Here is a 24790-nt window from a genome sequence, read left to right as displayed (position 1 = left end):
CTGTGACGGCACCCCTACGCCGCTGGTTGACACCTGTGGTGGCCGTGATCGCCGCCCTGGCCGTCTTCGCCGGGCCCCTCCCGGCGGCGGCCGCACCCACCCCCCCGGCCCAACCCTCCGGCCACGGGGACGACGAGCCCAAGCTGCTGAACGACCTGATCGAGACGCGGAACCGCAGCTACGTCCAGGCCAAGGCGAAGCTCGCGAAGTCGAAGAAGCGCCAACTGGAACTGGCCCTGGAGGTCGACCGGGCGCAGGCCGACCTGGCAGCGCTGGCCCCGCAGGTGAGCCAGATCGCCGCCCAGTCCTACCGGACCGGGCGGATCGGCGCGGTGTCGATGCTGTTGGACACCGCCAGCCCCGACTCGTTCGTCAAGCGCGCCGCCGCCCTCGACGAGCTGAACCTGGTCAACGCCAAGAAGCTCGCCGAGGTGAACGCGGTCAAGAACCGCGCCGAGCAGGCCAAGCTGGCGCTCGACGCCGAGGTCCGCGAGCAGCAGAAGCTGACCAACGAGATGGCCCGCGGCAAGCGCGAGGCGGAGAAGGCGCTCGCCCTGGTCGGCGGCAGGGGGCTGACCGGCGGCAAGGTGGTCGCCACCTCGCCGGTGGCCCGGATGGCACCGGGTCGTACTGCCGACGGCGACTGGAAGCCCCTGTCCTGCACCGAGAACGACCCCACCACCTCCGGCTGCATCACCGCGCGCACCCTGCACATGTACAAGGAGGTCAAGCGGGCCGGCTTCAACCGCTTCGTCGGCTGTTACCGCTCCGGCGGGCCGTACGAGCATCCGAAGGGCCGGGCCTGCGACTGGTCGCTGCAGAGGAGCGGCTTCTCCCCCTGGCACAACGACGACACCTACATGTACGGCAACAACCTGACCGCGTTCCTGGTCCGCAACGCCGACCGGCTCGGCATCTACTACGTGATCTGGAACCGGCAGATCTGGTTCCCGGCGACCGGCTGGAAGTCCTACAGCGGCCCGTCGAACCATACGGACCACGTGCACGTGTCCCTGCTCTGACGCAGCCAACGACAGGGCCGCCCCGCGTCTGCGGGGCGGCCCTGTCGGCGTCTCTAGACCCTGTCGGCAGCTGTAGCCCTCTCGGACGCTGTCGGCGTCTCTGCGACCCGCTCCGGCGTCGCGCGGCCCGGTCCGGACGGGCTGTGGGCCCTGTCGGCGCTTCGGCGCTCTCGGCGCTTCTGGGACCCGTGGGCGGTTGAGGCCCACTCGGCGTCCGTCGGCTCCCGTCGACGGGCGTCGGCGTCCCGAGCCGGGCCGAGCGAAGGAACGGGTCAGGCGAGGGCGGCACTGACGGCAGGCTGCGCCCCGTCGACCGCGCCCGGCCCGTTGGCCACCTCGGCGCCCCCCCGCGCCTCGCCGGCGGACACGGCGGTCACCGCCCGCGCCTCGCCGGCCGCCAGCCGGTACGACATGCCCACGACGGCGCAGCGCCCGGCGGCCACCTCGGCGGCGAGCACGGCCGACCTGTCCAGCATCGCCTCGACGGTCTGCGCGATGTGGATGTCGACGATGCGGTCGATGTCGTCCACGCCCTCGGCGGCGGCGCGGCGCAGGCTGGGCACCACGGCGTCCACCACGGCGCCCAGGTGCCCGGCCGGGGACGTGCCGGTGGCGTCCGCCGTACGGGCCGCCTGGACCGCCCCGCAGGAGTCGTGCCCGAGCACCACCACCAGTGGTGTGCGCAGGACCGTCACGGCGTACTCGACGCTGCCCAGCACCTCGGGGCCGACCGTGTGCCCGGCGGTGCGTACCACGAAGAGGTCGCCGAGGCCGCGGTCGAAGATGATCTCTGCGGCGAGCCGGGAGTCGGAGCAACCGACGATCACCGCGAACGGGTGCTGCCCGTCCGCGACCGCGGCACGGTGCCCGGCGTCCTGGTTGGGGTGGCGGGGGGTGCCGGTGACGAACCGGCGGTTGCCGGCCTGCAACTCGGCGAGCGCCTGCTCCGGACCGCCCGGAGTGGGGAACGCGTCCCGCACGGCGGTCGGGTCTCCCGGTGCCGGCTCCGACGACTTCCGCTCCGGGCCCGGCTGAGCGCCGGGGGATCCGGGACGACTCATCTCCCTCACCTCGTCCCTCACGAACGACCTGGTCACCCCGGCCGACGCTGGGCGCGGGCTGCCCCCACGGTCACACGCACCCGAAGGTACGTCAAGGGATGCGTGATATGCGTTTCATATGTTCGCGCCCGCCCGCAGACGTCGGGCGGGGCCTCCCGCGCGAGGGCGCGGCGGAAAACCCGAAAGGCGCGCCATACGATGACGACATGGCGACGACAGGGGAGAACGGGAGCACCCGCAACTGGACGTTCCTGACGAACCACGGGCACGTGCTGCTCGCCATCGCCCGCAACCCCACCGCCCGGCTACGCGACGTCGCGGACGAGGTGGGCGTCACCGAGCGGGCCGCCCAGGCGATCGTCGCCGACCTGGAGGCGGGCGGCTACCTGCACCGCACCCGGGTGGGCCGGCGCAACGAGTACACGCTCAACCCGGCCGGGCGGTTCCGGCACCCCGCCGAGGCCGACCGGCAGGTCGGCGACCTGCTCGCCCTCTTCACCGACGACGATCCCGAGAGCGCCGGCCGCACCTGAGGCCGGGGGCAGGCCCCGCCGTCGGCGCGCGACGGCAATCTCACCGCCTGCGCGACATCGGCGGCGCCGCGTCCGTCGCCAGGCTGTCAGGGCTCTCGCCGGCGACACCGACCGACCCGGCGCCGGACACCCCCGGACACGCTCCGCGACACCGGCGACGGCTACCCGGCGAGGTCTTGGTCGTAGTCCGGACCAGGCCGAGACGGCCGACGGAGGACGATCAGCCGCCGCGGGCGACGGGGCCGATCAGCTGACGTTCGATGGGGGTCATGCTGAGCATCACCCACTGCACCTTGCCCTTGGTGATCAGGCCGACCATCTCCGGGTGCAGCTGGGTGAACCAGCTCTGCACGCTCATCAGGCCCAGTGCGCTCGCCGCCGTCGCGGCCTCCGTCTCTGCCAACCGCTGGAGCAGCACGATGTCGCTGCGTACCAGCGCGTCGACGTCCCAGCCGGCCAGGTCGTCGCGGACCACCAGGGTGGCCCGCCAGGGCGCGCTGAGGCCCGAGTCAGGGCCCGTGACCGGGCCGGTGTCGATCACGACGAGCTGCGGCTCGGTCGGGGTGGCCGCGGTCGGCGGCGCAACGCCCGGCGGTAGAAACGAGGCGACCTCCCGGCCGATGACGCAGCGCCGCAGGAAGCTGTCCCACTCCTGCTCGCGGGCGGTCTGGATGAACAGCCGGGCACCGAGCGCCAGGGCGCGGAACGCGAGCAGCTCGGCGCAGCGTACGCCGCCGGTCAGGAGCAGCCGCGTCGGTTCGGCCCGGAACAGGCGCAGTCCCACCGGCTCCTGCTGCCGGCTACGCCCGACGACCAGGCCGCCGCCCCCGGCAACCAGGTGCAGACTGCCGACCGTGGCGGTGTCGGCGACGTGCAACCCCATCCGGCTGCCGGGGAAGGCGACGCTCTTCACCGCAGGAAACCTCCGAGCGGAAGCGTGGCGGCCACGCCGTGCGCGTGCTCGCCGTCGAGTCGTTGCAGCCGACCGCCGTGGCCGCGGATCGCCTCGTGCAGGGCCTGGTCGGCGGCGGCGAGGGCGGTCGGGTCGGTGCCCATCAGGCGGAACGCCACCTCCACGGCGACGTCGTCGCCGACGGTGCGGCTGGCCGCGATCGACACCACGCTGGCGGCGGCGGGCAGCCCCCGCAGCAACGGGTCGACCTCCCACGGCCGGCGGGGCCAGGCCAGCATCCGGTGACAGCTCTGCGGGGCGCCCTGGGTCGACCAGCCCCGCCAGGTCTCCCGGGCCAGCGGCCGCTCCCCCGCAGCGCCGGGCGACCCGCCGGTCAGGTGGGTGAGGGCGGTGACGGCAGCGAGCACCTCGTCCCGGTTGAGCATCCGGGCGGTCACCCGCTCCTGCCGCAGCTGCCGCCGCATCCGCCGAATCGCCGCGGTGAGCGTCGGGCGCAGGTCACGGTCGGCGTGGAAGTCGGGGGTCCGCGCGACCTGGAGCACCACCCAGGCCTGCCGGCTGGCCGGCACGTCCCCGTTGGTCAGCTCCCGGTATGCCCGGTCCACCGCCGCCGCGCCGGAGCGGGCGCGCGGTGCCGGCGTCACCTGGATCAGCAACTGCACCACCACCGGGGGCGCTTTCTCGTCGGCCGCCGGCAACAGCGAGGCCGGGGACGGCAGGGCCTGGGGCGCACTCATCAGCAGGGCGCCCTCGGTCGGGTCGACCTCGAAGACGGCGCTCAGCCCGCCCCGATGGGTCAGCAGCACGGCCGGCTGGTCGTCGACCTCGACGGTCTCCAGCTCGACGCCGCGCTCCAGATGGGCCAGCAGGTGCGCGGCCGCGTCCCCACCGGCGGCGGTGAGCTGCCGGCGGCGGCCCCGGAAACCCCACCAGACCGAAATCCACTGGTACAGCCACCGGCTGCGGAACCGGATCATCGTCGGGGTGAGCAGCAGCACCGCCCCGGTGGCCACCGTGGCGGTGAGCGGCACGCCGTGCGGGGAGGCGGCGAGCACCGCCGCTGCGCCGGCCTGCCATGCCACCAGTTGGGCGACGTTGATGCCGCCGATCCCCTGGGCGGCCTGGTGTGGTCGTACTGCTTGATTGGCTGCGGCCGTGGCCGCGACCGCCACGTCGGCGGCGGCAGCGGCAGCAGCGGGCTGGGGGGCGGGAGTGGCGGCGGCCCGCGGGGGCGGCGCGGCCTGCGCCGTGGCGGCGGCCTGTGCGGCCGTCGCGGCCCGTGCCGCACTGGCCGCCTGGCTGATGTACGCGGTGCCGACGGCTGCCCGGCCCTGCCCGCGCTGTGCCATCCCGTCCTGCCGCGGGCCGCTGCCGGCCCGGCTCACCGTCGGCGCGGGCGCCGCTACGCCGGCCTGCTGCGGTGGTGCCACCCGTGGCGCGGGCGGCACCTGCCGAGCCGGTTGGGCGGCCACACCCGGATGGTGCTGCCAACCCGGTTCACCCGGCCGTGCCGCACCCGGATGCGTCACCTCGCGTCCCTCCTCACCTGGGCCGGCCCGCTCAGCGACCGATCGCGGCGCGGATGTCGGCCACCGTCACGGTACGCAGCTCGTCGAGGCTGGGCCGTTGACCGGACTGACGCAGCCGTTGCGCCTGGGCCTTGCGAACGCCCTCGAAGAGCTTGCGGGCCTCGCGGGCGTTGCCGAAGTTCTGGTCCCGCTCGATGGTGGCGAAGTGCGCCTGGAGCAGATCGGAGACCCCGTCGGCGAGCAGATACTCGTCGCCGACGGCCATCCGCTCCACGATGACGACCAGTTGCTCGGGGCTGTAGTTGCCGAACTCGATGGTCTTTGCGAAGCGGGACGCCAGACCCGGGTTGGCGTCGAGGAACTGGAGCATCTCCCCGGTGTAGCCGGCGGCGATGACGGCCACCTCGTCGCGATGGTCCTCCATCAGCTTGACGAGCGTGTCGATGGCCTCCTGCCCGAAGTCGCCACCACTGCCGAAGGAGCGGGAGAGGGTGTACGCCTCGTCGATGAAGAGCACCCCGCCCCGGGCCAGGTCGAAGGCCGCGGCCGTCTTCTCGGCCGTATGGCCGAGGTACTGGCCGACGAGGTCCCGCCGGGACACCTCCCGGAACGCGCCGCCGGGCAGCGCGCCGAGCGCCGCCAGCAGCTCGCCGTAGATGCGGGCCACGGTGGTCTTGCCGGTTCCGGGTGCGCCCGCGAAGATCAGGTGGTGGCTGACCGTGCCGACCGGCAGGCCGGCACTGCGCCGCCACTCGTTCACCTGGATCTCGTCGATGAGCGCGCGGACCTCCTCCTTCACCGACTCCAGGCCGACCATCGCCTCGAGCTCGGCGAGCAGCTTGTCGGTGCGTGCGGTGTCCTGCTGCTTCACGGCCTGCGCCGCCTCGGCCCCGAAAGTGGCCCGCCGGCTGGCCACGCCCTCCGCGACGGTCGGTGCGGCGCCCTCGGCGACCTCGATCGCCGGCAGTGCGGTGTTCTCGGTGGTGCACTCCTCGACCGTGCCCTGACACCCGCGGGCGAAGGAGACGGCCGGGCCGCGGGTGTCGCGGATCCGGCAGCGGCGCAGTACGGGCGCGCTCTGGTGCACCACGGCGACTCCGGCGTGACCGGTCTGGGAGATGTCGCAGGCCTCGATGGTCGGGCGGCCGTACTGGTAGACGTAGATGCCACGGTTGCCGCAGCGGGTGACCGTGCTGGTCCGGATCGTCGGGGCGGCGCCGATCCGGACGATGATGCCGTCCTCGCTCAGGTCGCTGAACTCGCAGCCCTCCACGGTGCCGTCGGAGTCCTCGACCACCAGCCCGTAGCGGGCGCCGGTGACGCGACAGCGGGTCAACGTGAACTCCGACCGGCTGGCCACCGAGACGGCCGGGCCGAAACCGGCGCTCAGCTCACACCCGGTCATGGTGAGCGCCGCCCGGTCGACCGCCACGACCGGCGCGTCTCCGGCCTTGAGCACCAGATCGCGCAGCTCCAGCCGACCCGAGTTGCAGGACACCGTGGGGTACGCCCCGGACGAGGCGTCGATGGTGACCGTGCCGGCGCCCTGCGCGGCGACGATGATGATCCCGCGGTCGTTGACGAACAACGCCTCGTAGTAGGTGCCGGGGCTGACCGAGACGACGGCGTCGTCGTCCGCCGCCGCGAGCGCGTCACCGATGGACGGATAGGCGCCGGGCTGGTCCGGGGAGACGAGAAGGGTGCGCGTCATGGCTCCGGTCTTCATACGGCGAAGGGGCACGCCGACGATATCCCAGGCGGTCGACACGGCGGGAGCCCCGTCGCCGCGAGCCGAACCGTGCCACCCGGGACCCGTCCGGTGCGCGTCGGCGGGACCGGGCGCGTCGGCTGCTGGCGGAGCCGATCGGCGGTGCCGGCGAAGGTTTGGCGCGGCCGGGTCAGGTCGACGACGGGTCGGGCAGCCCGGTGCCGGCCCGAGCGGCACGGCGACGGGCCGCTAGGCTCGAACCCGGACCGATGGCTGGTACGCATGTGCGGGAGGACGGATGGCGGAACTCCGGATGTTGCCGCTCGCCGCAGGCGCGCTGCTGGTCGACGGGACCGTCCACACACACACCTCGATCCGCGGCGACCTCGCGCCCGACCTGCACCCGGTGATCCGGCGCTTCCTGCACGAGCTGCCGAGCGGCCAGCGGGAGCGCTTCGCCGGCTGGTGCGCCGAGTCGGTCCTGCTCTCCGACCGGCTGTACGCGGCCGAGGCCGACGGGGGGGCGCTCAGCCCGGCCCGGGCCCGGTCGCTGCTGTGGGGCGCGAAGGTGCGGGTGACCCGGGTCCGGGAGGAGGGCGACCCCCGCCACGGTGAGGTGCAGCCACCCTGCCGCTCGTGCGCGGCCCTGCTCGACTGGTTCGGCGTGGAGGCGCTGGCATGACCGCACGCTTCCCACCCCTGGTGGCCGAGACGCTCCAGGTCGCCGGCTGGGTTCCCGGCCGGCGCGACGACGAGCGGGCCCGGCGGTGGGCGCTGAGACTGGCCGCCGTCGCCGCGCCGGACGGCCGGCAGCACACCGTCGTCCGCGCCGCCGTCGAGGCATTCGCCGAATTCGGCGGCCTGCTGGTGCGCCCGCAGGGCGACGGAGAAGAGATCGCACCGAGCACGTTCCACCTGGACCCGTTCCTGGTGAACCACTCGGCGGCCACCCTCGCCGCGTTGGCCGGGGCCATCGGCGCGCCGCTCACGCCGCTGGGCGAGGAGGGCGACGGCACCGGCATCCTCGCGGTCGACGAGCCGGGGCGCGTGTTCGTGCTGGACCACGGCGGCGACTGGTATCTCGGCGAGCACCTCGACGAGGCGATCACCGCGTTGGTGCTCGGCCGGCAGCCCCGTCGGGTACGCCAGGACGGCAGGTGGTGACCGACTGGGGGCCCGCGACCCCGACCGAGGAGGCACTGCTGGCCGCCGCCGAGGCCGGGGACCGGGACAAGCTCCTGGCGACGCTGGCCACCGGACCGCTGCTGCTGCCGGTGTCCCCCGAGGCGGCAGCCGGCCGCGCGCCGGTGGCGTGGCCCACGGCCGGGTACGACGGGCGGACCCACGTCATCGCGTTCACCTCACCCGGGGCGATAGCCGCCTGCCTGCCTGGGCAGTCGGTCAGCTACCGCGTGCTCGCCCTTGCGGACCTGGCCGCCGACTGGCCGGACGACGACTGGCTGCTCGCGATCGACGCCGGGCTGCCGATCGGCGTCCGGCTCACCGCCGGGGAGGTGCGTGCGATCGCCGCGCCCGCCCTCGATGCTGAGCGGGAGCTACGCGAAGCGATCGGCCGGCAGGAGCCGGACGCCCTGATGGCGGCCCTGCTCCGGGCGGAGCTGCTGCTGCCGCTGCGGCCGGGCGGGTCCGAGTCGCGGGACCTGTCCGATCCGGACTTTCCGTGGTGGTGCCTCCCGGATGAGCAGGGGCAGCCCTGCCTGCCGGTCTTCACCGCCGAGGCCCGCCTGCGACAGGCCCTCGGCGACCACGATTTGGTCGCGGTCAGCAGCCTCCAGCTGGCCGAGCAGTGGCCGGACCCGTCGTGGCAGCTCCTGCTGAACCCCGGCACTCCGCTGGCGGCGGCGCTGCCCGGCGAGGCCGTGCGGACCCTGCGCGACTGGCTCGGTCAGCTACGGCAGGCGGTCAACGATGCCACCGAGGAGGAGCGTCAGCGCCTGGAGACGGCCGCGTACGCCGAGCCGGCCACGGTGGGCGTACCGGCACAACGGACAGCGCCGGACGAGGACGACGCCGAGTACGAGCCGGACCCGGACCTGCCGGTGCGGCTGCAGCTGGTCATCCCGCACCGGTACCTGCCGTCGTATCTGGAGGACGGCTATCAGCGGGCCGCCGGGCTGGTGCACGCCTGGGCCGGGCCGGGCCGGGACACGCCCACCCGGCTCTACCGGCGCCTCGGCCTGCTCGGCGAGGGCTCGCCGTTCGCGGAGTCCGACGAGTGGGTGGCCGTGCTGCGTTGGGAACCCGACGAGAGCACGCCCGAAGACTGGGGGCGCGGCCAGCCGCGGATGGAGTCGTTGGTGGTACCCGACGGGACGGGCCTGCACTGCCTGCACCACGACGGCCGCGACGAGCTGCTGGCCCGCTTCGACGCGGCCAGCGGGCGCTGGCTGCCGGCCTGACCGTCGGTCGGCTCGTGGCCCTGGCGCAGCCGCAGCCCGGGACGGCCGGGGCTGCGCCGGCAGCGCGCGTCAGCGTCGGTCGCCGCCGAACCAGTCCCTGGCCGACCGGCTCTTGAGCAGGGCGAGTGCCACCCCGGCGAGCCCGCCCACGACCAGCGGCGTGACCATCGTCGGTTGGAAGCTGAGCTTGCCCTGCACGAGCAGGCCGACCAGGGCGACGACGAAGAGCCCGAAGGTGAACGTGGCCGGCGTCCGCAGCCCCGCGGCGCCCGCCCGGCGCCAGGCGAGGACCATCCCACCCACCGTCATGGCCACCAGCAGCAGGCAGAGCGCGAGGATCAGCACGGCGATGACGATCAGGAAGGTCTTGCCGTCTCCGTCGCTCCTCGCCATCGCCACGAAGAAGGCGACGCCCGCGACGAGCCAGGTGAGGGCCGTGGGCACCATCAGGAGGATCGCCGCGACCACCGTGATCGGCCGCGGGGCGGCCGTGGGCGGCACCGGCGCACCGGACGGTCCGGCATGCGGGGGTGCGGCGCCGGGCGGTGGCGGGGGTACGGCACCGGGGAACTGGGCCGACATCTCGCCTCCTGTCCGTCAGGTGCCCGGCCGGCGCCAGCCGGCGTCGCCCGTCGGGTCGGTGGGGTGGGCCGGCTGCCCGCCCGCCGGGCCCGACGGCGGCACGCCCGGCCCGGCCGGATGCGTTCCCGCCACCGGCGGGTACGGCTCGCGCGGTGCCGGCGGGTACGGGGTTCCGCTCTCGGCGGGACTGGCGACCGCGGTGCGGACCTCCTCCGAGGATGCCGCGGTCCTCCGACGGAGGCGTCGCCACACCAGCAGCACCACCGTCACCACGAGGCCGAGGAAGAGGAGCACGACCGCCAACGAGACCACGAATTCGACGGTCTTGTTCGATGTCCCTGAGTTCTCCGCGCGCGCACGGGCCAGCGTCGGGTCGAGCGTGGGCTCCCGAGGTGCCTGTGTGCGGCTCAAGCGGTTGTCCGGCTCGCCGGTCAACGCCCGGCGCAGGTCGAGCTGGCCGTAGCCGTAGTCGAGGTCCTTACCCGGTTTGCCGGCGTCCCGCGTGGTCTCCAGCATCCGCTTGAACAGGTCGTGCGAGTTGAGGTTCGGGTACTTCGACTTCACCAGGGCGACCGCGCCGGAGACGAGCGCGGCAGAGCCGCTGCTCCCGGTGCTCATCGTGTACTGCCCGTCGGGCAGCGCGGCGAACAGGTCGTCGCCGGGTGCGGCGAGGTCGGTCTCCTCGGCGGGGATGGCGGCGATTCGGCTGGGGCGACCGTTGCGGTCGGTGCCGGTCACCGCGAGCGCGCCGGGGTGCCGGGCCGGGCTACCGATGATCGCGTCCTGCTTGTTGCCGACAGCGGCGACGACGATCACGTTCTTCTGGTACGCCCGTTTCACCGCCCGGTCCAGATCGGCGTCGGTCGAGCTGCCCAGGGAGACGTTGACGACGTCGGCGCCGTGGTCCACCGCCCAGTCGATCCCGGCCGCGAGCGCGTCCGGCGCGATGATCGCCTTGCCCTCGGCACCCTGCACGGTCACCGGCAGGAGCTTGGCCTTCGGGGCGACGCCGAGCACGCCCTCGCGGCCGCCCGGGCCGTGCCCGTGCCCGGCGATCAGGGACGCCATCGCGGTGCCGTGCCCCTGCCGGTCCTGGTGCCCCTTGCTCCGGTCGTCGTAGAGATCCACGCCGGGGAGCACGTTGTTCCTCAGGTCCGGGTGCCGGGCGTCCACTCCGGTGTCGACGACCGCGACCGTGATGCCCTCACCCTGGCTGACCTTGTGCAGCTCGGTCAGTTCGAGGGCGTCGAGGTGCCAGGCGTCCTTGCGGCTGTCGGCGGCCTGGGCCGGCGTGCCCGCCAGGGCCAGGGCCGCCAGGACGCTCAGCGCGGCCGTGGCCAGCGTGGCCGCCGGGCGGGGGGCGAGGAGCATCTGTGCGTACCTTCCTCTGTGGGCCGTCGATCGGCCGATGCACGGTCACCGCATGGTACGGGCCGGCCACCCATGGTGTGGTGACCGGCCCGCCCGTGTGTCAGCCCTGACCGAGCGCCTTGCCCTGCTGCCGCGGTCGGTGCTCCACCGGCGCCTCGATGGCGCCGGCCGCGGCCGACTCGGTGGCCCAGAGCTCGTCGTCGCCCTCGCCGTACTCCCAGGTCTCCGGCTCGTCCTCAGCCCGGTGTGCGACGCTGCGGGAGCCTGGGACGGCCGGGCCTCCCCGGCGTCCACCCAGCGACGGCGCCGGCCCGGTGGTGGGGGCCGGACGCGCCGCGCCCCCCGCGCCACGGCCCGTGAGATCCGGACGGGCACCCGTGCCAGGGGTGAGCAAACCACCGGCACGGGTGCCGCCGGTGCTCGGCGTGGCCGGGCGACCGGCACTCGGCGGTGTGCCGGGACGGCCGGTGGTCGGGGACCCGGCGCGCGGGCCGGACGTGGCGGGCGTGGCCGGGCCGGTGCCGCGCTGGCCGCCGAGGCTCGGCGGCGGCGACGCCGGCCGGGCCGGAGTGCTCCCCGCGCGCTTGGGGCCGGCGGTGCTGCCCGGCAGACGCGGGCTGGACGGCGGGGTCGCCGGACCGGTCGGCCGAGTGCCGAGGCCCGGCGCGCCGGAGCGGGGGCCACCCGGCCGGCCGGTGCCGGTGTTGCCGGGCAGGGTGGGTCGGTTCGGCGCGGCGCCGCGATTCGCCGGGTTCCCGCCGGGGCCGGGGTTGCCGGTGCCCGGCAGGGTGGGCCGGTTCGGCGCCGAGCTGCGGGTGCCCGGGGTGGGTGCCCCGGCACCCGGCAGGGTGGTGCGCGGGGTGCCCGGCCGGCTGGTGTTCGGCGCGTTCGGACGCAGGTTGCCCTGGCCGCCGGTCACCGGCAGCACCGGGGTGGGCGGGGGCGGGGGCGGGGTCGCCGGCGTGCCGGTGACCGGCGGCGCGGCGGGCGGGGGCCCGGGCGGCGCGGGAGGCACGGTCACGGTGCCGGCGAGCCTGACGTCGTCGGGCAGGCCGGGCGGCGGCGGCGTGGCGGTGGGCGTGGTGGTCGTGTCGGGCCGGTTGGGCATGTCCGGCCGGGTCGGCCGGTCGCCGGACATGGTCGGGGCGACCGGCTTCGGCCCGGCCGGTGCGCCGGGCCGAGTGGGCCGCGGGGCCAGCGAGGGGGTGTGCACGACCGCGTTCGTCGGCCCCTTGTACATGCCGCCGCGCGAGATGTTCGAGATGTAGACGTCGATGTAGAGGTCCGCGAGCGGCTTGACGATGTTCTTCGCCCGCTCGTGGAATTCCTTCTGCACGTCCTCGTACGACTTGGCGTTGTTGATCCCGAAGAGGTCGCTTACCTGGACGCCCTCGTCGTCCTTGCGCTTGTTGGCCTGGTGCTCCTGCTCGGCCTTGTACTCCAGCCAGAGCTCGCGCATGTCCCGCTGGGTCTGCGCGATCTTGCCGGCGATCTGCTCCAGACCGCTGGCCGTCTTGTCGGCGACATCCTTCCACTCGTCCAGCGAGTAGAGGGCCGCGCCCACCTTGCCCATGAAGACCCGGCCCGCCGGCGACCGCCACTTGGCGTCCAGCGCGTCGGCGTGCCGCTTGAGGTTCTCCCGCGTGGTCTGCAGCAGGCTGCTGGCGCGCCGCCAGGTTTCGGCGAGGGCGACGGTGCGCTCGTCGCTCTCCTTGCGGGCGTACTCCCACATCTCCTCGACGGTGACCCCGTCCCACGCCGTGGGTTCGTAGGGTGCGGCCTGGGCAGACCGCTCGGCGGCGTAGTCGTCGACGACGCCGGCGTAACCCGGGATGTACGTCGGCGTCCATCCGTAGTAGTTGTCACTCATCCCCGCTCCTCAGCGTTCCCGTCCCCTGCCCACCGTCAGGACCGCACGTCCGGGCGTGCCACCTCGTCGCCGTACATCTGCTCGTTGTCACCCTGGACCCGGTAGGAGCCGGAGCCCTCGCCGATGGTCTCCGGCTTGTCCACGTCCGGCGTCTCCTCCGAGTCGTCGTCCACAGTGCAGACGTCCGGGCCGTAGTAGGTCGCCGGGTCCGTGGCTTCCGGCGGGACCGCGTTGGCCGGGTCGGTTTGCTCGTTCCCGCCCTGCTGCCAGTAGTCGTTGAGCGTCTTCTGCCCGTCGACACCCGAGAAGGCGTTGTAGACGTCGTCGTTGGTGGCCTGGGCCAGCGCGTCCCCGGTGAGGTACTCGGCGGAGATCGACATCGCGGCCGTGCTGAGCGAGATCAGGCCCTTCATCGCGTCGCCGAGCATGTGCGCCACCGCCGAGCGGCTCTCGTCGTGCCGGCCCCGGAAGAACTTGCCCTCCTTGAGCCCACCTCCGCCGAACGGCGCCTGCACGGTGAGCATGGGGCGTACGCCGTTCTCGAAGCTGGGCCGGAAATTGGTGTCCAGCTCGTCCTGGATGGCCTTCGCGAAGTCCTTCAGCTGCTGGATGTCGACGTCGATGTTCTCGTCGACGAGCCACTCGTCGCCCATCTGCCTCCCCGTTCGCTCACACGCCAGCGGCGCGGCTGTGCCCCCAGCCGCGACCCCATACTTCCACTCTGGTGGACGATAGCCTCATCGGGCAACCCCGCGTGGTGCTCACGTCCGTGGCGGCAGGTTCACCAACTGCACGAGGCGGGTGCCCTCCCGCCGCGTGACCAGCCAGCCTCGGCCCGGCGGCAGCGGCCCGGGGCGGACGGTGCCGAGCAGCACACCCTCGTCCCGGTTGCCGGACATCACGATGCCCGGCGTGCTGATCTCCCGCAGCCGCATCAGCACCGGCTCGTACAGCGCCCGGCTCGCGCCGCCGGTGCGGCGGGCGATGACCAGGTGCAGACCGATGTCCCGGGCCTGCGGCAGGAACTCCAGCAGCGGGGTCAGCGGGTTGCTGCCCGCGCCCGCCACCAGGTCGTAGTCGTCGACCAGGACGTACAGGTCCGGCCCCTTCCACCAACTGCGGGCGCGCAGTTGGTCCGGCGTCACGTCGTTGGGTGGCAGCCGGTCCCGCATCACCCCTGCGACCTCGGCGATGATGCCCTCGGTGAGCTGGGCCGACGAGCCGTACCCGATCAGGTGCGGGGTGTTGATGTCGCCGAGCATGCTGCGGCGGTAGTCGACGATGACCAGCCGGGCCTCGGTCAGCTCGTTGCGGTCGACGATGGTCTGCGCCAGCGCCCGCAGGAACGTGCTCTTGCCGGACTCACCGTCGCCGAAGAGCAGGAAGTGCGGGTCGGCGGAGAAGTCCAGGTGCACCGGCTGGAGGTCCACCTCGGCGATGCCGATCGGCACCCCGGGCCGTCCGGTGGCCGGCAGGCTGTTGTACGGGACCACCGGCGGAAGCAGCCGGATCGGCGGAGCGCCCGGCCCCTGCCAGGCGCCGGCCAGGTCGTTGACCAGCTTGCGGGCCCCCTCGGGCAGGGTGTCCGTTTCCTGTGCGCCGTCGGTGCGGGGCAGGGCGGCGAGGAACTGCTGCCCGTCGGCGGTGATGCCCCGGCCGGGCGACTTCTCCGGCACGTTCATCGCGGCCCGACGGTCCAGGATGGAGTCCCCCGCGTCGGCCAGCCAGAGCTCCAGCCGGGTGCCGAAGACGTCCCGCACGGCAGGGCGCAGGTCCATCCAGCGGCCGGCGGTGACGACCAGGTGGATGCCGAAGGAGAGACCCCGGTTGGCGATGTCGTTGATGGTCGACTCGAGGTCCTCGAACTCGGCGCGGATGGTGGACCAGCCGTCGATGACCAGGAAGACGTCGCCGAACGGATCGTCGGTGTGCTGGCCGTGCCGGCGGGCCCGCCGGTACTCGGCCATCGAGTCGATCCCCCGCTCGGCGAACCGCCGCTCCCGCTCGCCCATCAGCAGTTGCATCTCGGCGACGGTCCGGCGGACCAGACCGCCGTCGAGCCGGGTGGCGACCGCGCCGACGTGCGGCAGGTCGCGCAGCGAGGAGAGCGCGCTGCTACCCAGGTCGAGGCAGTAGACCTGAGCCTCCCGGGGGGTGTGGGTCAGCGCCAGCGAGGCGACGATCGTACGCAGCAGCGTGCTCTTGCCGCTCTGCGGGCCGCCGACGACCACCGTGTGGCCGGCCGCGCCGGCCAGGTCGAACCAGAGCACGTCCCGGCGCTGGTCGAACGGCTTGTCGACGACGCCGACGGCCACCTGCAGCTCGCCCACCAGGCCGGCGTGCGCGACCGTCACGCCCCGGGCCGGGTCCGCGGTCAGCGGCGGCAGCAGCTGGTCCAGCGTCGGCGGCTCCGCCAGCGGGGGCAGCCATACCTGGTGGGCCGGCGCACCCCGGCCGGCGAGCCGGCCGACCAGGATGTCCAGCACGCTGTCGCCGCCCGTGTCGGCCGGCTCCGGTGTCGTCTCCTGGACCGTACGGGTCACCGGCGGCGCGACGTAGACGGTGCTGTACTCCCGCACGCGCTCCTCGCCGTCACCGGCGGCGACCGCCTCGGCCGTCTTGCTGCGGTAGGTGCCGGAGACGTACGCGGCCTTGAAGCGGACCAGTGGCTCGGTGCCGAAGCGCAGGTAGCCGTGGCCCGGCGAACGGGGCAGCTCGTACGCGTCGGTGGCGCCGAGCACCACCCGGCTCTCCATCGCCGAGAACGTCCGCAGACCGATCCGGTACGACAGGTGGGTGTCCAGGCCGCGCAGCCGGCCCTCCTCCAGCCGCTGCGAGGCGAGCAGCAGATGCACGCCGAGCGACCGGCCGACCCGGCCGATCTGCACGAACATGTCGATGAAGTCCGGCTTGGCGGTGAGCAGCTCGGAGAACTCGTCGCAGATGATGAGCAGGCTCGGCAGCGGCGCCAACGGGGCGCCCGCCGCCCGGGCCTTCTCGTAGTCGCGTTGCGAGGCGTAGTTGCCGGCCGCGCGCAGCAGCTCCTGCCGGCGCACCAGCTCACCGTTGATCGCGTCGGTCATCCGGTCGACCAGCGGCAGCTCGTCGGCCAGGTTGGTGATCACCGCGCTGGTGTGCGGCAGGGCGTCCAGCCGGGTGAAGGTCGCGCCACCCTTGAAGTCGACCAGGACGAAGTTCAGGCTCTCCGAGTTGTGCGTGGCGGCGAGCGCCAGCACCAGCGTGCGCAGCAGCTCGGACTTGCCGGAGCCGGTGGCGCCGATCAGCAGGCCGTGCGGGCCCATGCCGTCCTGCGCGGACTCCTTGAGGTCCAGCTCGACCGGAGCGCCGTCGGTGCCCACACCGATCGGCACCCGCAGCCGGTCCCGGTTCGGCCGGGGCTGCCAGGCCCGATCGACCTCGAAATCGTACGGGTCGCCGAGGTTGAGCAGTTCGGCCAGACCCAGCTCGGCGGTGAGCGGGGCATCGCCCCCTCGGGACGCGGCCGAGAGGCGCAGCGGGGCCAGCTGCATGGCGAGCGCCTCGATCTCCGCGATCCGGCAGTCGTCGGCCCGCCCGATCTCCGCCGAACCGTCCACCGTGGTGCTGTGCAGCCGCCGGTCGGCGGTCACGTCGAGCACCAGCCGGGCCCGGTCCAGCACCCGTGGCGCCGGGTGGGAGAGGTCGAGCAGGGTGACCCCCTCCACGCCACCCTCGGTCATCAGGTGGTCCGATCCGGCGGTGTCGCCGCCGTCGATGATGACCAGGACGTGCGGCCCGCCCACCTGAGGCGCACCGCCGGAGGAGTTGAACCGCGGTCGGCTCGCCAGCACGTCGTCGAGCATCGCCTCGAGCCCGGTGACCGAGGGTGCGACCAGCCGGAGCTGACCGAGCGCGTCGGTGCGGGTCGGGTGCAGCGCGTGCGGCAGCCACTTCGTCCACTCCCACGCGGCCCGCCGGTCGGCGGCCACGCAGACCGCGACGAGCATGTCGTCCGGCGCGTGGAACGCGGTGGCCTGGGCCAGCACCGACGTGACCAGCCCCCGCACCGCATCGTCGTCGCCACGCAGGTGAACCCGGGCGAAGCCGTTGAGCGCCATCGTCACCGGCAGGTCCGGCACCTCGCCGTAGGTGGTCAGGAATCGGCGCAGCGCCAGCGCGCACATCGGCTCCAGCTTCTCGAGCGACGTCGCGGGCGGCGGGACCAACGGCGTGGCCAGCTCCTGCGGACCGAGACCGATGCGTACGGTGGCGAAGTCCACGTCGCCGCGCCGGCGCTCCCACAGCCGCGGCCCGAGCGGGACGGACCAGAGCGCGTCCGGATCCGGGTGCCGGTAGAACGCCGCTTCCTGCTGCTTGCGGATCGTCTTGAGCACCCGGCGGCGCTGCCGCGACAGGTGCGTCATGTACTCGCGCCGCTTCTGCAGCATCTCCTGCTTGCTCGGGCCGCCGGAGTTGTTGGTGAGCTGGGAGGCGAGCATGCCGATCGCGGAAAGGCCGAAGAGTCCGCCGGTGACGTAACCGAGGGTGCTGCCGCCCCGGCCGGCGAACATCAGCGCCATGGCGAACGAGCCGGCGAGCATCGGCAGCAGCATCAGCATCTGGCCCCAGGCGCGTCCACTGGGCGCGGGCACCTCAGGTGGCGCCTCCAGCAGGACCTCGCCGGACGGGTACTCCGGCTCCGGCTGCCGGGCCGGACGTTTCACGACGACCGTGCTCACCTATCAGACCTCCCCGCTGGCGCGCCCGGACCCGATCGGACCGAACCGGCGCCCACGCCACCGGCACATGGTAGGTAGCCTCTTCTCGTCATGACAGCCGCGGGCCCTACCCGGTCCGCTCCTCGTCCCGAGGGGTCATCAGTGGTCACCCAGGCCGGAACCGGACTTGTGCGCATCGCCGTCGTCGCCCCGAACCGACGGCTCGATCTCGCCCTGCCCGAGCATCTGCCGCTCGTCGGGCTGCTCCCCGCCGTGCTGCGGCAGGCGGAAGAGCACCCGTCGGACGGGACGGCACACGGTGGCTGGATGCTGCGCCGCACCGACGGCACCGCCGTCGACCTGAACCGTACGCTCGCCGCGCAGAACGTCCGGGACGGCGAGACGCTGCACCTGGTGCCGCGCCGCACCGAGTGGCCCGAGCTGGCGTACGACGATCTGATGGAGGCTGTCGCGGACGGTGCCCGCCGGCGTGGTGTGGCCTGGAACCCGCTCGCGACCCGGCTGACCGGTCTGATCGTCGCCGGTGCGCTGCTGCTGCTCGGCCTGGCCGTCATCGTCGCATCCGACGAGCCCGGCTGGCTCGGTGGCGTGATCGCCCTCGGCACCGCCGGGGTGCTGCTGCTGGTCGGGATCGTGCTGTCCCGGGCGATGGCCGACTCCCTCGCCGGGGCCGTGGTCGCCGCCGCCGGTCTGCCGTACGCCTTCGTCGGCGGCACCCTGGTGATCGGCACCGGAGAGTCGGTCTGGGCGCTCGGCGCGCCACACGTGCTGCTCGGTTCCGCCGTCCTGCTCCTCACCGGCCTGCTCGGCTTCCTCGGTGTGGGCGACGCGACCCGGGTCTTCGTGGCGGCGGTCTTCGCCGGGTTCTGGGGCATGCTCGGCGGCCTCTTCGCCCTCGGCTCGATGGACGCGGCGCAGGGCGCGGCGATCGTGGTCAGCGCGGTGACCCTGCTGCTGCCGGCGATGCCGCTGCTCGCCGTGCGGCTCGGCAAGATGCCGATGCCGGCGCTGCCCCGCACCGCCGAGGACCTGCTGCGCGACGAGCCACAACCCCGGCGCGAGTTGGTCTATCAGGCCACCGCCCGGGCCGACGAGGTGCTCACCGGCATGATCTTCGGCTCGTTCGTGGTCACCGTCGGCTGCCTGATCGTGCTCACCGCACACGGCTCGGTCGCCGCCCTGCTGCTGACCGGAGTGGTCGCACTCGGTCACCTGCTGCGGGCCCGGCTGGTGCCGACCGTCCGGCACCGCGTGCCGCTGCTCGCCGTGGGCCTGGTCGGGCTGGCCCTGCTGCCCCTGGTCGGCGCGGCAGACGCCGGAACGGTGCTGCGGGTGCTGGCCGTGCTGCCGGTGGCGGTGGTCGCGGCCGGGTTCTCGGTCAGCGCCGGGCTCGCCTACAGCCGGCGTGCCCCGTCGCCCCGACTGGCCCGCCTCGGGGACCTTCTCGACATCCTGCTGCAACTGGCCGTGGTGCCGGTGGCCTGCAGCGTCCTGGGCCTGTACGCGTTCATGCGCGCGCTGAACGGCTGACGCCGGGCGCTAGCCATCGGTCCGTCGAGGTGTCCGGGGCGCCGAAGGCTCACAGGGTGACGTCGCTGACCGCCGGTGCCTTGCCGCCGCGGATGAGCGCGACGATCGCGGTGTCGATGTCCGGGCCGAGGAAGAAGTCGTCGGCCCAGTGCAGCTGGAAGACCCGCCCCTGAGCATCGATGACGAGTTCGGAGGGCCCGTCGGCGTTGTTGCCGAGCGGGAAGACCGGGTTGCCGTACTCCTCGGCGAAGATCTCGGAGCCCTCCGCCAACACACCGCCCCGGGTGGGATGGAGGGCGCTCCCGAAGCCGCCTCCCGGCTCGCCGTGCCCGCCGAACTGGGGCAGGCGCAGGCCGCCGAATTCGACCAGGGCGGCCCGTGCCGCCGGGAAGAACTCCAGCCCGGCCAGTTCGTCGGCGAAACGGGTCAGCCACAGGTCGACGGCGGCGGTCATGTCGCGGCCGGGGAACCAGCCGGCTTTCTCCAGCACCTCGCGGACGTCCGGCGGGAAGCGACCCTCGGCGGCGCGGTGCTTCGCGTACCGTTCCGCGATCGCCGGGGCGGGCAGCGACGGCCACTGGGACAGCTCCCCGGTCTCCCGGTCGATGACCGCTGTGGGTTGTCCGGTTGCCGCCGGTGGCCGGGGTGGCCCGTTCGCTGCCTCCGGCTCGGGTTCACGGCGAGAGGCGATGAAGCCCAGATCGAACTCGTACAGGTCGACCTCGGGTGCCGGTCCGGGGTGGCCGGCGACGGCCCATTGCCGGGCGCGGGCCAGCGCCTCCTCACGACTGATCATCGGAACTCCCTCGGGCCGTGGTCGTCCTGGTCGCCGGCTGCGACCGGGTGCCGGCACCACCGTGTTCGGCGCGGTGCCTATCGTAGGCACCGCGGTCCGGCGCTTCCGTCCGTGCCGACCGTACGCCAGGGGAGGATGCCATGCCGTCGCGGCGGGACCAGGTCCAGTCGTACCAGTTCTTCGTCCAGCGGATGACGTCCGCGCTCGTGGCGCGCGAACCTGATCCGGAGGCCGCGCCGTTCCGGCGGCTCGGTGGCGCCGGCTTCGCGGGCATCATGGTCGCGGTGCTCTGCCTCGCCGCAGTGGGCGTCTACGGCCTGCTGCGTCCCGGTGGCGCCACCAAGTGGAAGGCGGGCGGGGCGGTCGTCCTCGAGAAGGAGACCGGCACCCGATACGTCTACCGGGAGGGCCGGCTGCACCCGGTGGTCAACTACTCGTCCGCACTGTTGGCGATGGGGTCGGCGGTGCCCACCGTCTCCGTCTCCCGGAACTCGCTGGTCGGCACGCCGCGCGGCCCCCGGATCGGCATTCCGGACGCACCGGACGCCCTGCCCGACCCGAAGCGGATCCTCTCCGGGCCGTGGACGCTCTGCACCCAACCGGCCCGGAACCAGGCCGGTGGGACCGTGGCCACCACCGTGCTCACCGTCGGCCGGGCCCCCAGCGGCGGACGTGAGATGGGCGACAGCGCGCTGTTGGTCCGGGACACCAAGACGAGCCGGTTGCACCTGATCTGGCACGACCACCGGTACGAGATCCGCAACCAGAAGATCGTCCTCGAAGGGCTCATCATGACCGCGGAGCCGGTGGTCGAGGTGGGCGGGGCGTGGCTCAACGCGTTGCCCGCCGGCGAGCCGATCGGCACCCGGACGGTGGCCGGCCGGGGTGAGCCGTCGGACGCGCTGCGGGATGCCCGGGTCGGCCAGATCTTCGTCGTGGAGAGTCAGAACGGCAGCCGCCAGTACTACCTCGCCGACCGGGAGCGGCTGGCTCCGCTGACTCCGCTGCAGGCCGACGTGTTGCTGGCCGACCCGGAGACGCGGGGGTCGTATCCGGACGGGTCGACGCCCCGGGCGGTACCGCTCGCGGCCGGCACCGCCGCAGCCGCTCCCAAGGCGTCGGTCCCTGCGGAGGGGCGTCACCGCGCGCCCGACCAACGCCCCGAGGTCGCCCGGCTGACCGGCGACCAGCCGGCCGTCTGCGCCGGCTACCAACCGGGGCAGGACGAGCCGACCCTGCTGTTGGACGCCGAGGTGCAGCCGGTGAAGGAGCCGGTACGCACCGGCGAGCAGACCGGCGACGGCATCCCGCTCGCCGACCGGGTGGTCATCGAACCCGGGTACGGCGTGCTGGTCGCCGCCATGCCGTCGCCGGACGCCCCGACCGGCACCCTGAATCTGGTCACCGACCTGGGTTACCGGTATCCGTTGGCCTCCGAAGATGTGCCGGGGATGCTCGGCTACCAGGGTGCGCGGCCCGTCGAACTGCCGGCGAGTCTGGTCGTCCGGCTACCGGCCGGCCCCGCGCTCGACCCGGCGAGTGCGAAACGGGCGCTGGACCCGGAGTGACCGCACCTGCCACAGTGGCGCACGTTGCGGGTTCGAATGCAGACCGGCCTAGCGTCGGCTGGACGCGACCCGTTACGGTTCGTACGAGAAATGGTGCACGAGCGCCGTAACAATGGCTGCCCCCAGCGACGCGGGGCGATCGACGAGGACGGGGGTGACTCCACCATGACGATGCGTACCGACACCGGCTTGATGGTGAAGACCGAGGGTGACGTAGATGCCGTCGCCGACCGGCTCACCAGCAACCTGAACGGGCTGATGGACCAGCTCACGCCGCTGTACGACCAGTGGAAGGGTGCTGGTGCGGGCTCGTTCCAGCAGGTTCGCGAGCGGTTCGACCAGGACATGGCCCGGTTGAACGTGGCACTGCGGGCCATCGCCGAGGCCGTCGGGTCCGCCGGTAAGGACTACGACGTCAGCGACGACGAGATCCGGTCCGAGATGGACTCTGCCGGTGCCACCGCCGGCCAGATCACCGCCGCGCTCAAGCTCTGACGGGGAGGGGTTCCGAGATGGAGATTCGCTACAACTTCGGTGCGTTGAACGCCGCGGCGGACAGCTGCGGTGGTGCCATGAGAAACCTGACCGGCGAGCTCGACGGGCTCAAGTCCGGCATCGCGCCGCTGCTCGCGACCTGGGACGGTGACGCTCGCGAGGCGTACTTCCGTCGGCAGAGCGACTGGGAGTCGGCCGCCAACGACCTGCGTGACCTGCTCGGCCGGATCGAGAAGGCGCTGCGCGAGTCGGCGGTCAAGATGCAGGCCCGCGAGGCCGCGAACCGGGCGAAGTTCGGCGACTGAGCTCAACCGTTGAGTGTCGATGGCCCGGCCCCGTGCCGGGCCATCGTCGTTCCCGCCATCGTCTGACGACGCAGGCCCGGCCTCGGACGCGCTTTGACGACGCAGGCCCGGCCTCGGGCGTGCCCTGACGACGCAGGCCCGGCTTCGGGGTTGTCTTCAACCGCGGGGCAGCGAGGTGGGCACCCGGAAGAACGCCTCCTCGGGCTCGTCGACCTCCCGGACCGGGGGTGGCGGCGCCGCCGGCCGGGTCGGCCGCCACCGCAGGCGACGTCCGCGCGGCAGCAACGAGGCCGCCGCGCCGATGGCGAGCGCGATGGCCGCCACCACCAGCCCGCCCCAGAGCGCCACCCGGCCGAAGACGCTCCACCGCTGCGCGCGCTCCTGCGCCGCCGGGTCGTACGACGGGTCGGGCAGCGGGGGCTGGGCCACCGGAGCCCCCTTGGTCAGCCGCTCGGTGACCGCCCGGTACGGGTTCAGCACGCCCTGTCCGTAGCCCTGCTCCGGATTCCCGCGCGCCGGGTCCACCGTCGCGACCAGCCGGCGGGTGACCTCCTCCGCCGACAGGCCCGGCTCGGCGGAGCGGATCAGGGCGGCCGTCGCGCTCACCAGCGGGGCCGCGAAGCTGGTGCCGCTCCAGACCGCGTGGCCGGAGAGACGGGTCGCCGCCACCACCGCGCCGCCGGGCGCCACGAGATCGACGTACGGCCCGACCTGCGACTGCTTCACCCGCGCGCCCTGCTGGTCGATCGCGCCGACCCCGATCACACCCTCGTAGGCGGCGGGATAGGGCACCGGGTCGGGACGCTCGCCGTCCTGGTGCAGGTTGCCGGCGGCGGCGATCAGCACCACGTCCTTCTCCCGCGCGTAGCGGATCGCGCTCTCGACGGCGGGGTCGGGGCGGTAGAGCGTCACGGACATGTTCACCACGTCCGCGCCATCGTCGACCGCCCGGCGGATGGCCTGCGCGAAGACCGCCGTGGAGACGCTTCCGCCCTGGTCCTCCCCGCCCTCGTTGCCGGCCCGTTCGCTGACCCGGATCGGGACGATCGTGGCGTCCGGGGCCAGGCCGTGGAAGCCGACGCCGTCCTGCGGACGGGCGGCGATGAGGCTGGCGACCGCCGTGCCGTGCGAGACGCAGTCGACGTCGCCGCCGGCGGTGCCGCGCAGCGCGTCGAAGCCCTTGGCCACCCGGCCGCTCAACTGGGCGTGGTTGCCGTCGGAGCCGGAGTCGATGACCGCCACCCGCACCCTCGCGCCCGTGCTGAACGGCCACACCCGTTGCGGCGCGAGCCACTGCTGGTGCCACGGGGTCGCGCTGATGACCTGCCCCGGATCGCTCGGGTTGTCACAGACCGCCGGGGCCGCCACGGCCCGCGCCGGCGTGCCGAGGATGGTCGTGCCCGTCAGCGCCACCACCAGGGCAGCAGCGGACGTACGACGGCCGAGGGCCATTCCGCGCTCACCTCCAGTCTGCACGGCGTCGGTGCATCGTAGCGATGCTCGGACCTGGACCGGATACCCGATGTCGCGCCGGTTCAGTATGGTCGACCTGTCACGCCGTCGGTCGGATCGCGGCGGCGCATGGACGTGCAGGGGGAGGACGTCATGGACACGCAGGCGCTGCGCGCCCGGGCCGACGAGCTGATGGCCCAGTTCGAGCGGATGCGTTCGGGCGTGGGTGACCTCCAGCAACGACTCAAGGCCGTGAACGCCACCGTCACCTCCGACGACGGATTCGTCACCGTCACCGTGGGCCCCCGAGGCCAGGTGGTCAAGGTGGAGTTCGACCCACGCATCTACCGGCGGCCGAACTCGAAGGAACTCTCCGCCACGGTCACCGACACGATCCGGCGGGCAACCGAGAAGGCGATGGCCGACGTCGAGGAGCTGTTGCGGCCCTTCGTGCCGGACAGCCAGTTCCAGGCGTACATGGACCACGACCTGGACGGCATCTTCCGTCAGCTGGACAGCGAACTTCCACGGGAGGACGACCGATGAGTGACCCGAACGAGACCTTCGTCAACCCCGACGGCGCGCGGGACGGCGGCCGTCAGCTCGGTGTCGCCGGCTCGACGCTGGCCAGCCGCTGGGCGCAGCACGCGGCCACCATCTCCTCGCTCAACGCCTCGGCCCCCTGGGGCACGGACGAGCCGGGCAAGGAGTTCAACAAGCACTACCTGGAGGGTAAGGACGCCCCCGCCACCAGCGTCCTCACCGGCGGCAAGACCATCGTCGACCTGGTCAAGGTGCTGGGTCCCGACGTGACCAGCGCCGTCGACGGCACCGTCGAGGTCGACGACATGGTCGACAAGTGGTTCGGCGGCGAGGACAAGTAACCTCCCACTCTCGGGCGGTCGAATCAGGGCGGA

Annotated in this window: 23 protein-coding genes; 11 read left to right on the top strand and 12 right to left on the bottom strand. The window is 73.4% G+C overall.

Translation table 11 applies throughout. The annotated features are described in order from the left end of the window. The first annotated feature begins 2 nt into the window (after window positions 1–2). On the top strand, window positions 3–1022 hold the full coding sequence (locus AB0G14_RS15810) for a hypothetical protein (RefSeq protein WP_357697811.1): 1020 nt from the start codon (window positions 3–5) through the stop codon (window positions 1020–1022). A 272-nt stretch (window positions 1023–1294) separates the two neighbouring features. On the opposite strand, the gene AB0G14_RS15805 is transcribed toward AB0G14_RS15810, so the two are convergent. Further along, entirely contained in the window at window positions 1295–2083 is a 789-nt protein-coding gene (locus AB0G14_RS15805) for a carbonic anhydrase (protein WP_357697809.1), read from the bottom strand. Window positions 2084–2289: 206 nt separating this feature from the next. On the opposite strand from AB0G14_RS15805, the gene AB0G14_RS15800 reads away from it, so the two are divergent. Then, complete coding sequence (locus tag AB0G14_RS15800; RefSeq protein ID WP_357697807.1) at window positions 2290–2616, top strand: MarR family winged helix-turn-helix transcriptional regulator; 327 nt, start codon at window positions 2290–2292, stop codon at window positions 2614–2616. 220 nt (window positions 2617–2836) lie between these two features. Here the strand turns inward: AB0G14_RS15800 and AB0G14_RS15795 are convergent, their stop codons facing one another. The 3 genes from AB0G14_RS15795 to AB0G14_RS15785 all read right to left on the bottom strand — a co-directional run bounded on the left by AB0G14_RS15795 (window position 2837) and on the right by AB0G14_RS15785 (window position 6769). After that, on the bottom strand, window positions 2837–3529 hold the full coding sequence (locus tag AB0G14_RS15795; protein WP_357697805.1) for a hypothetical protein: 693 nt from the start codon (window positions 3527–3529) through the stop codon (window positions 2837–2839). Further along, entirely contained in the window at window positions 3526–5001 is a 1476-nt protein-coding gene (gene eccE / locus AB0G14_RS15790; protein ID WP_357697803.1) for a type VII secretion protein EccE, read from the bottom strand. Before eccE ends, AB0G14_RS15795 begins: the two co-directional genes overlap by 4 nt. An 88-nt stretch (window positions 5002–5089) precedes the next feature. Continuing rightward, window positions 5090–6769, bottom strand: coding sequence for a right-handed parallel beta-helix repeat-containing protein (locus tag AB0G14_RS15785; protein ID WP_357697801.1), 1680 nt, complete (start codon window positions 6767–6769; stop codon window positions 5090–5092). Window positions 6770–7079: 310 nt separating this feature from the next. Here AB0G14_RS15785 and AB0G14_RS15780 point away from each other — a divergent pair, with 310 nt between their 5' ends. From AB0G14_RS15780 to AB0G14_RS15770, 3 genes are read left to right on the top strand one after another with little or no spacing between them, the layout of a single operon-like run. Further along, window positions 7080–7448, top strand: a complete 369-nt coding sequence (locus AB0G14_RS15780; protein ID WP_357697898.1) for a YwqJ-related putative deaminase — start codon at window positions 7080–7082, stop codon at window positions 7446–7448. Next, window positions 7445–7930 (top strand): SUKH-3 domain-containing protein, encoded by a 486-nt coding sequence (locus AB0G14_RS15775; protein ID WP_357697799.1) that lies wholly within the window; start codon window positions 7445–7447, stop codon window positions 7928–7930. The genes AB0G14_RS15780 and AB0G14_RS15775 overlap by 4 nt, the downstream gene beginning before the upstream one ends. Then, entirely contained in the window at window positions 7924–9186 is a 1263-nt protein-coding gene (locus AB0G14_RS15770) for an SseB family protein (protein WP_357697797.1), read from the top strand. Before AB0G14_RS15775 ends, AB0G14_RS15770 begins: the two co-directional genes overlap by 7 nt. Before the next feature lie 69 nt (window positions 9187–9255). Here AB0G14_RS15770 and AB0G14_RS15765 read toward each other — a convergent pair whose 3' ends face one another. From AB0G14_RS15765 to AB0G14_RS15740, 6 genes are all read right to left on the bottom strand, one after another. Continuing rightward, window positions 9256–9768, bottom strand: a complete 513-nt coding sequence (locus tag AB0G14_RS15765; protein WP_357697795.1) for a hypothetical protein — start codon at window positions 9766–9768, stop codon at window positions 9256–9258. A 15-nt stretch (window positions 9769–9783) separates the two neighbouring features. Next, a complete protein-coding gene (gene mycP, locus AB0G14_RS15760; RefSeq protein WP_357697793.1) occupies window positions 9784–11139 on the bottom strand; it encodes a type VII secretion-associated serine protease mycosin in 1356 nt (451 codons plus the stop codon). Window positions 11140–11239: 100 nt separating this feature from the next. Further along, a complete protein-coding gene (locus AB0G14_RS15755) occupies window positions 11240–13009 on the bottom strand; it encodes a hypothetical protein (RefSeq protein WP_357697791.1) in 1770 nt (589 codons plus the stop codon). Window positions 13010–13044: 35 nt separating this feature from the next. Next, entirely contained in the window at window positions 13045–13662 is a 618-nt protein-coding gene (locus tag AB0G14_RS15750; RefSeq protein ID WP_357697789.1) for a hypothetical protein, read from the bottom strand. A gap of 108 nt (window positions 13663–13770) precedes the next feature. Beyond that, the gene (eccCa, locus tag AB0G14_RS15745) at window positions 13771–17727 is read right to left on the bottom strand and encodes a type VII secretion protein EccCa (RefSeq protein ID WP_357697787.1); all 3957 of its coding nucleotides are present in this window, start codon (window positions 17725–17727) and stop codon (window positions 13771–13773) included. Window positions 17728–17865: 138 nt separating this feature from the next. Beyond that, entirely contained in the window at window positions 17866–18003 is a 138-nt protein-coding gene (locus AB0G14_RS15740) for a hypothetical protein (protein WP_357697900.1), read from the bottom strand. Between AB0G14_RS15740 and eccD the strand changes: the two genes are divergently transcribed. Beyond that, on the top strand, window positions 17941–19257 hold the full coding sequence (eccD, locus tag AB0G14_RS15735) for a type VII secretion integral membrane protein EccD (protein ID WP_357697896.1): 1317 nt from the start codon (window positions 17941–17943) through the stop codon (window positions 19255–19257). The genes AB0G14_RS15740 and eccD overlap by 63 nt on opposite strands. A gap of 49 nt (window positions 19258–19306) precedes the next feature. On the opposite strand, the gene AB0G14_RS15730 is transcribed toward eccD, so the two are convergent. Further along, window positions 19307–20053: an SUKH-3 domain-containing protein gene (locus AB0G14_RS15730; RefSeq protein ID WP_357697785.1), complete on the bottom strand. Its 747-nt coding sequence runs from the start codon at window positions 20051–20053 to the stop codon at window positions 19307–19309. A gap of 140 nt (window positions 20054–20193) precedes the next feature. Between AB0G14_RS15730 and eccB the strand changes: the two genes are divergently transcribed. From eccB to AB0G14_RS15715, 3 genes are all read left to right on the top strand, one after another. Continuing rightward, window positions 20194–21621 carry a type VII secretion protein EccB gene (gene eccB / locus AB0G14_RS15725; RefSeq protein WP_357697783.1) on the top strand — a complete coding sequence of 476 codons (1428 nt, stop codon included), beginning with the start codon at window positions 20194–20196 and terminating at the stop codon, window positions 21619–21621. Between the two features lie 165 nt (window positions 21622–21786). Next, entirely contained in the window at window positions 21787–22116 is a 330-nt protein-coding gene (locus tag AB0G14_RS15720; protein ID WP_357697781.1) for a WXG100 family type VII secretion target, read from the top strand. Window positions 22117–22133: 17 nt separating this feature from the next. Beyond that, the gene (locus AB0G14_RS15715; RefSeq protein ID WP_357697780.1) at window positions 22134–22421 is read left to right on the top strand and encodes a WXG100 family type VII secretion target; all 288 of its coding nucleotides are present in this window, start codon (window positions 22134–22136) and stop codon (window positions 22419–22421) included. Between the two features lie 156 nt (window positions 22422–22577). Here the strand turns inward: AB0G14_RS15715 and mycP (AB0G14_RS15710) are convergent, their stop codons facing one another. Beyond that, window positions 22578–23873, bottom strand: a complete 1296-nt coding sequence (mycP, locus tag AB0G14_RS15710; RefSeq protein ID WP_357697779.1) for a type VII secretion-associated serine protease mycosin — start codon at window positions 23871–23873, stop codon at window positions 22578–22580. A gap of 153 nt (window positions 23874–24026) precedes the next feature. Here mycP (AB0G14_RS15710) and AB0G14_RS15705 point away from each other — a divergent pair, with 153 nt between their 5' ends. Then, window positions 24027–24419 carry a YbaB/EbfC family nucleoid-associated protein gene (locus AB0G14_RS15705; RefSeq protein ID WP_357697777.1) on the top strand — a complete coding sequence of 131 codons (393 nt, stop codon included), beginning with the start codon at window positions 24027–24029 and terminating at the stop codon, window positions 24417–24419. Continuing rightward, a complete protein-coding gene (locus AB0G14_RS15700; RefSeq protein ID WP_357697775.1) occupies window positions 24416–24757 on the top strand; it encodes a hypothetical protein in 342 nt (113 codons plus the stop codon). The genes AB0G14_RS15705 and AB0G14_RS15700 overlap by 4 nt, the downstream gene beginning before the upstream one ends. The last annotated feature ends 33 nt before the right edge of the window (window positions 24758–24790 follow it).

This window comes from Micromonospora sp. NPDC023814, from assembly GCF_040639595.1.
Taxonomy (GTDB): Bacteria; Actinomycetota; Actinomycetes; order Mycobacteriales; family Micromonosporaceae; genus Micromonospora.
The sequence above is the reverse complement of the archived record's forward strand: the minus strand, read 5'-3'. Positions and strand labels throughout refer to the sequence as shown.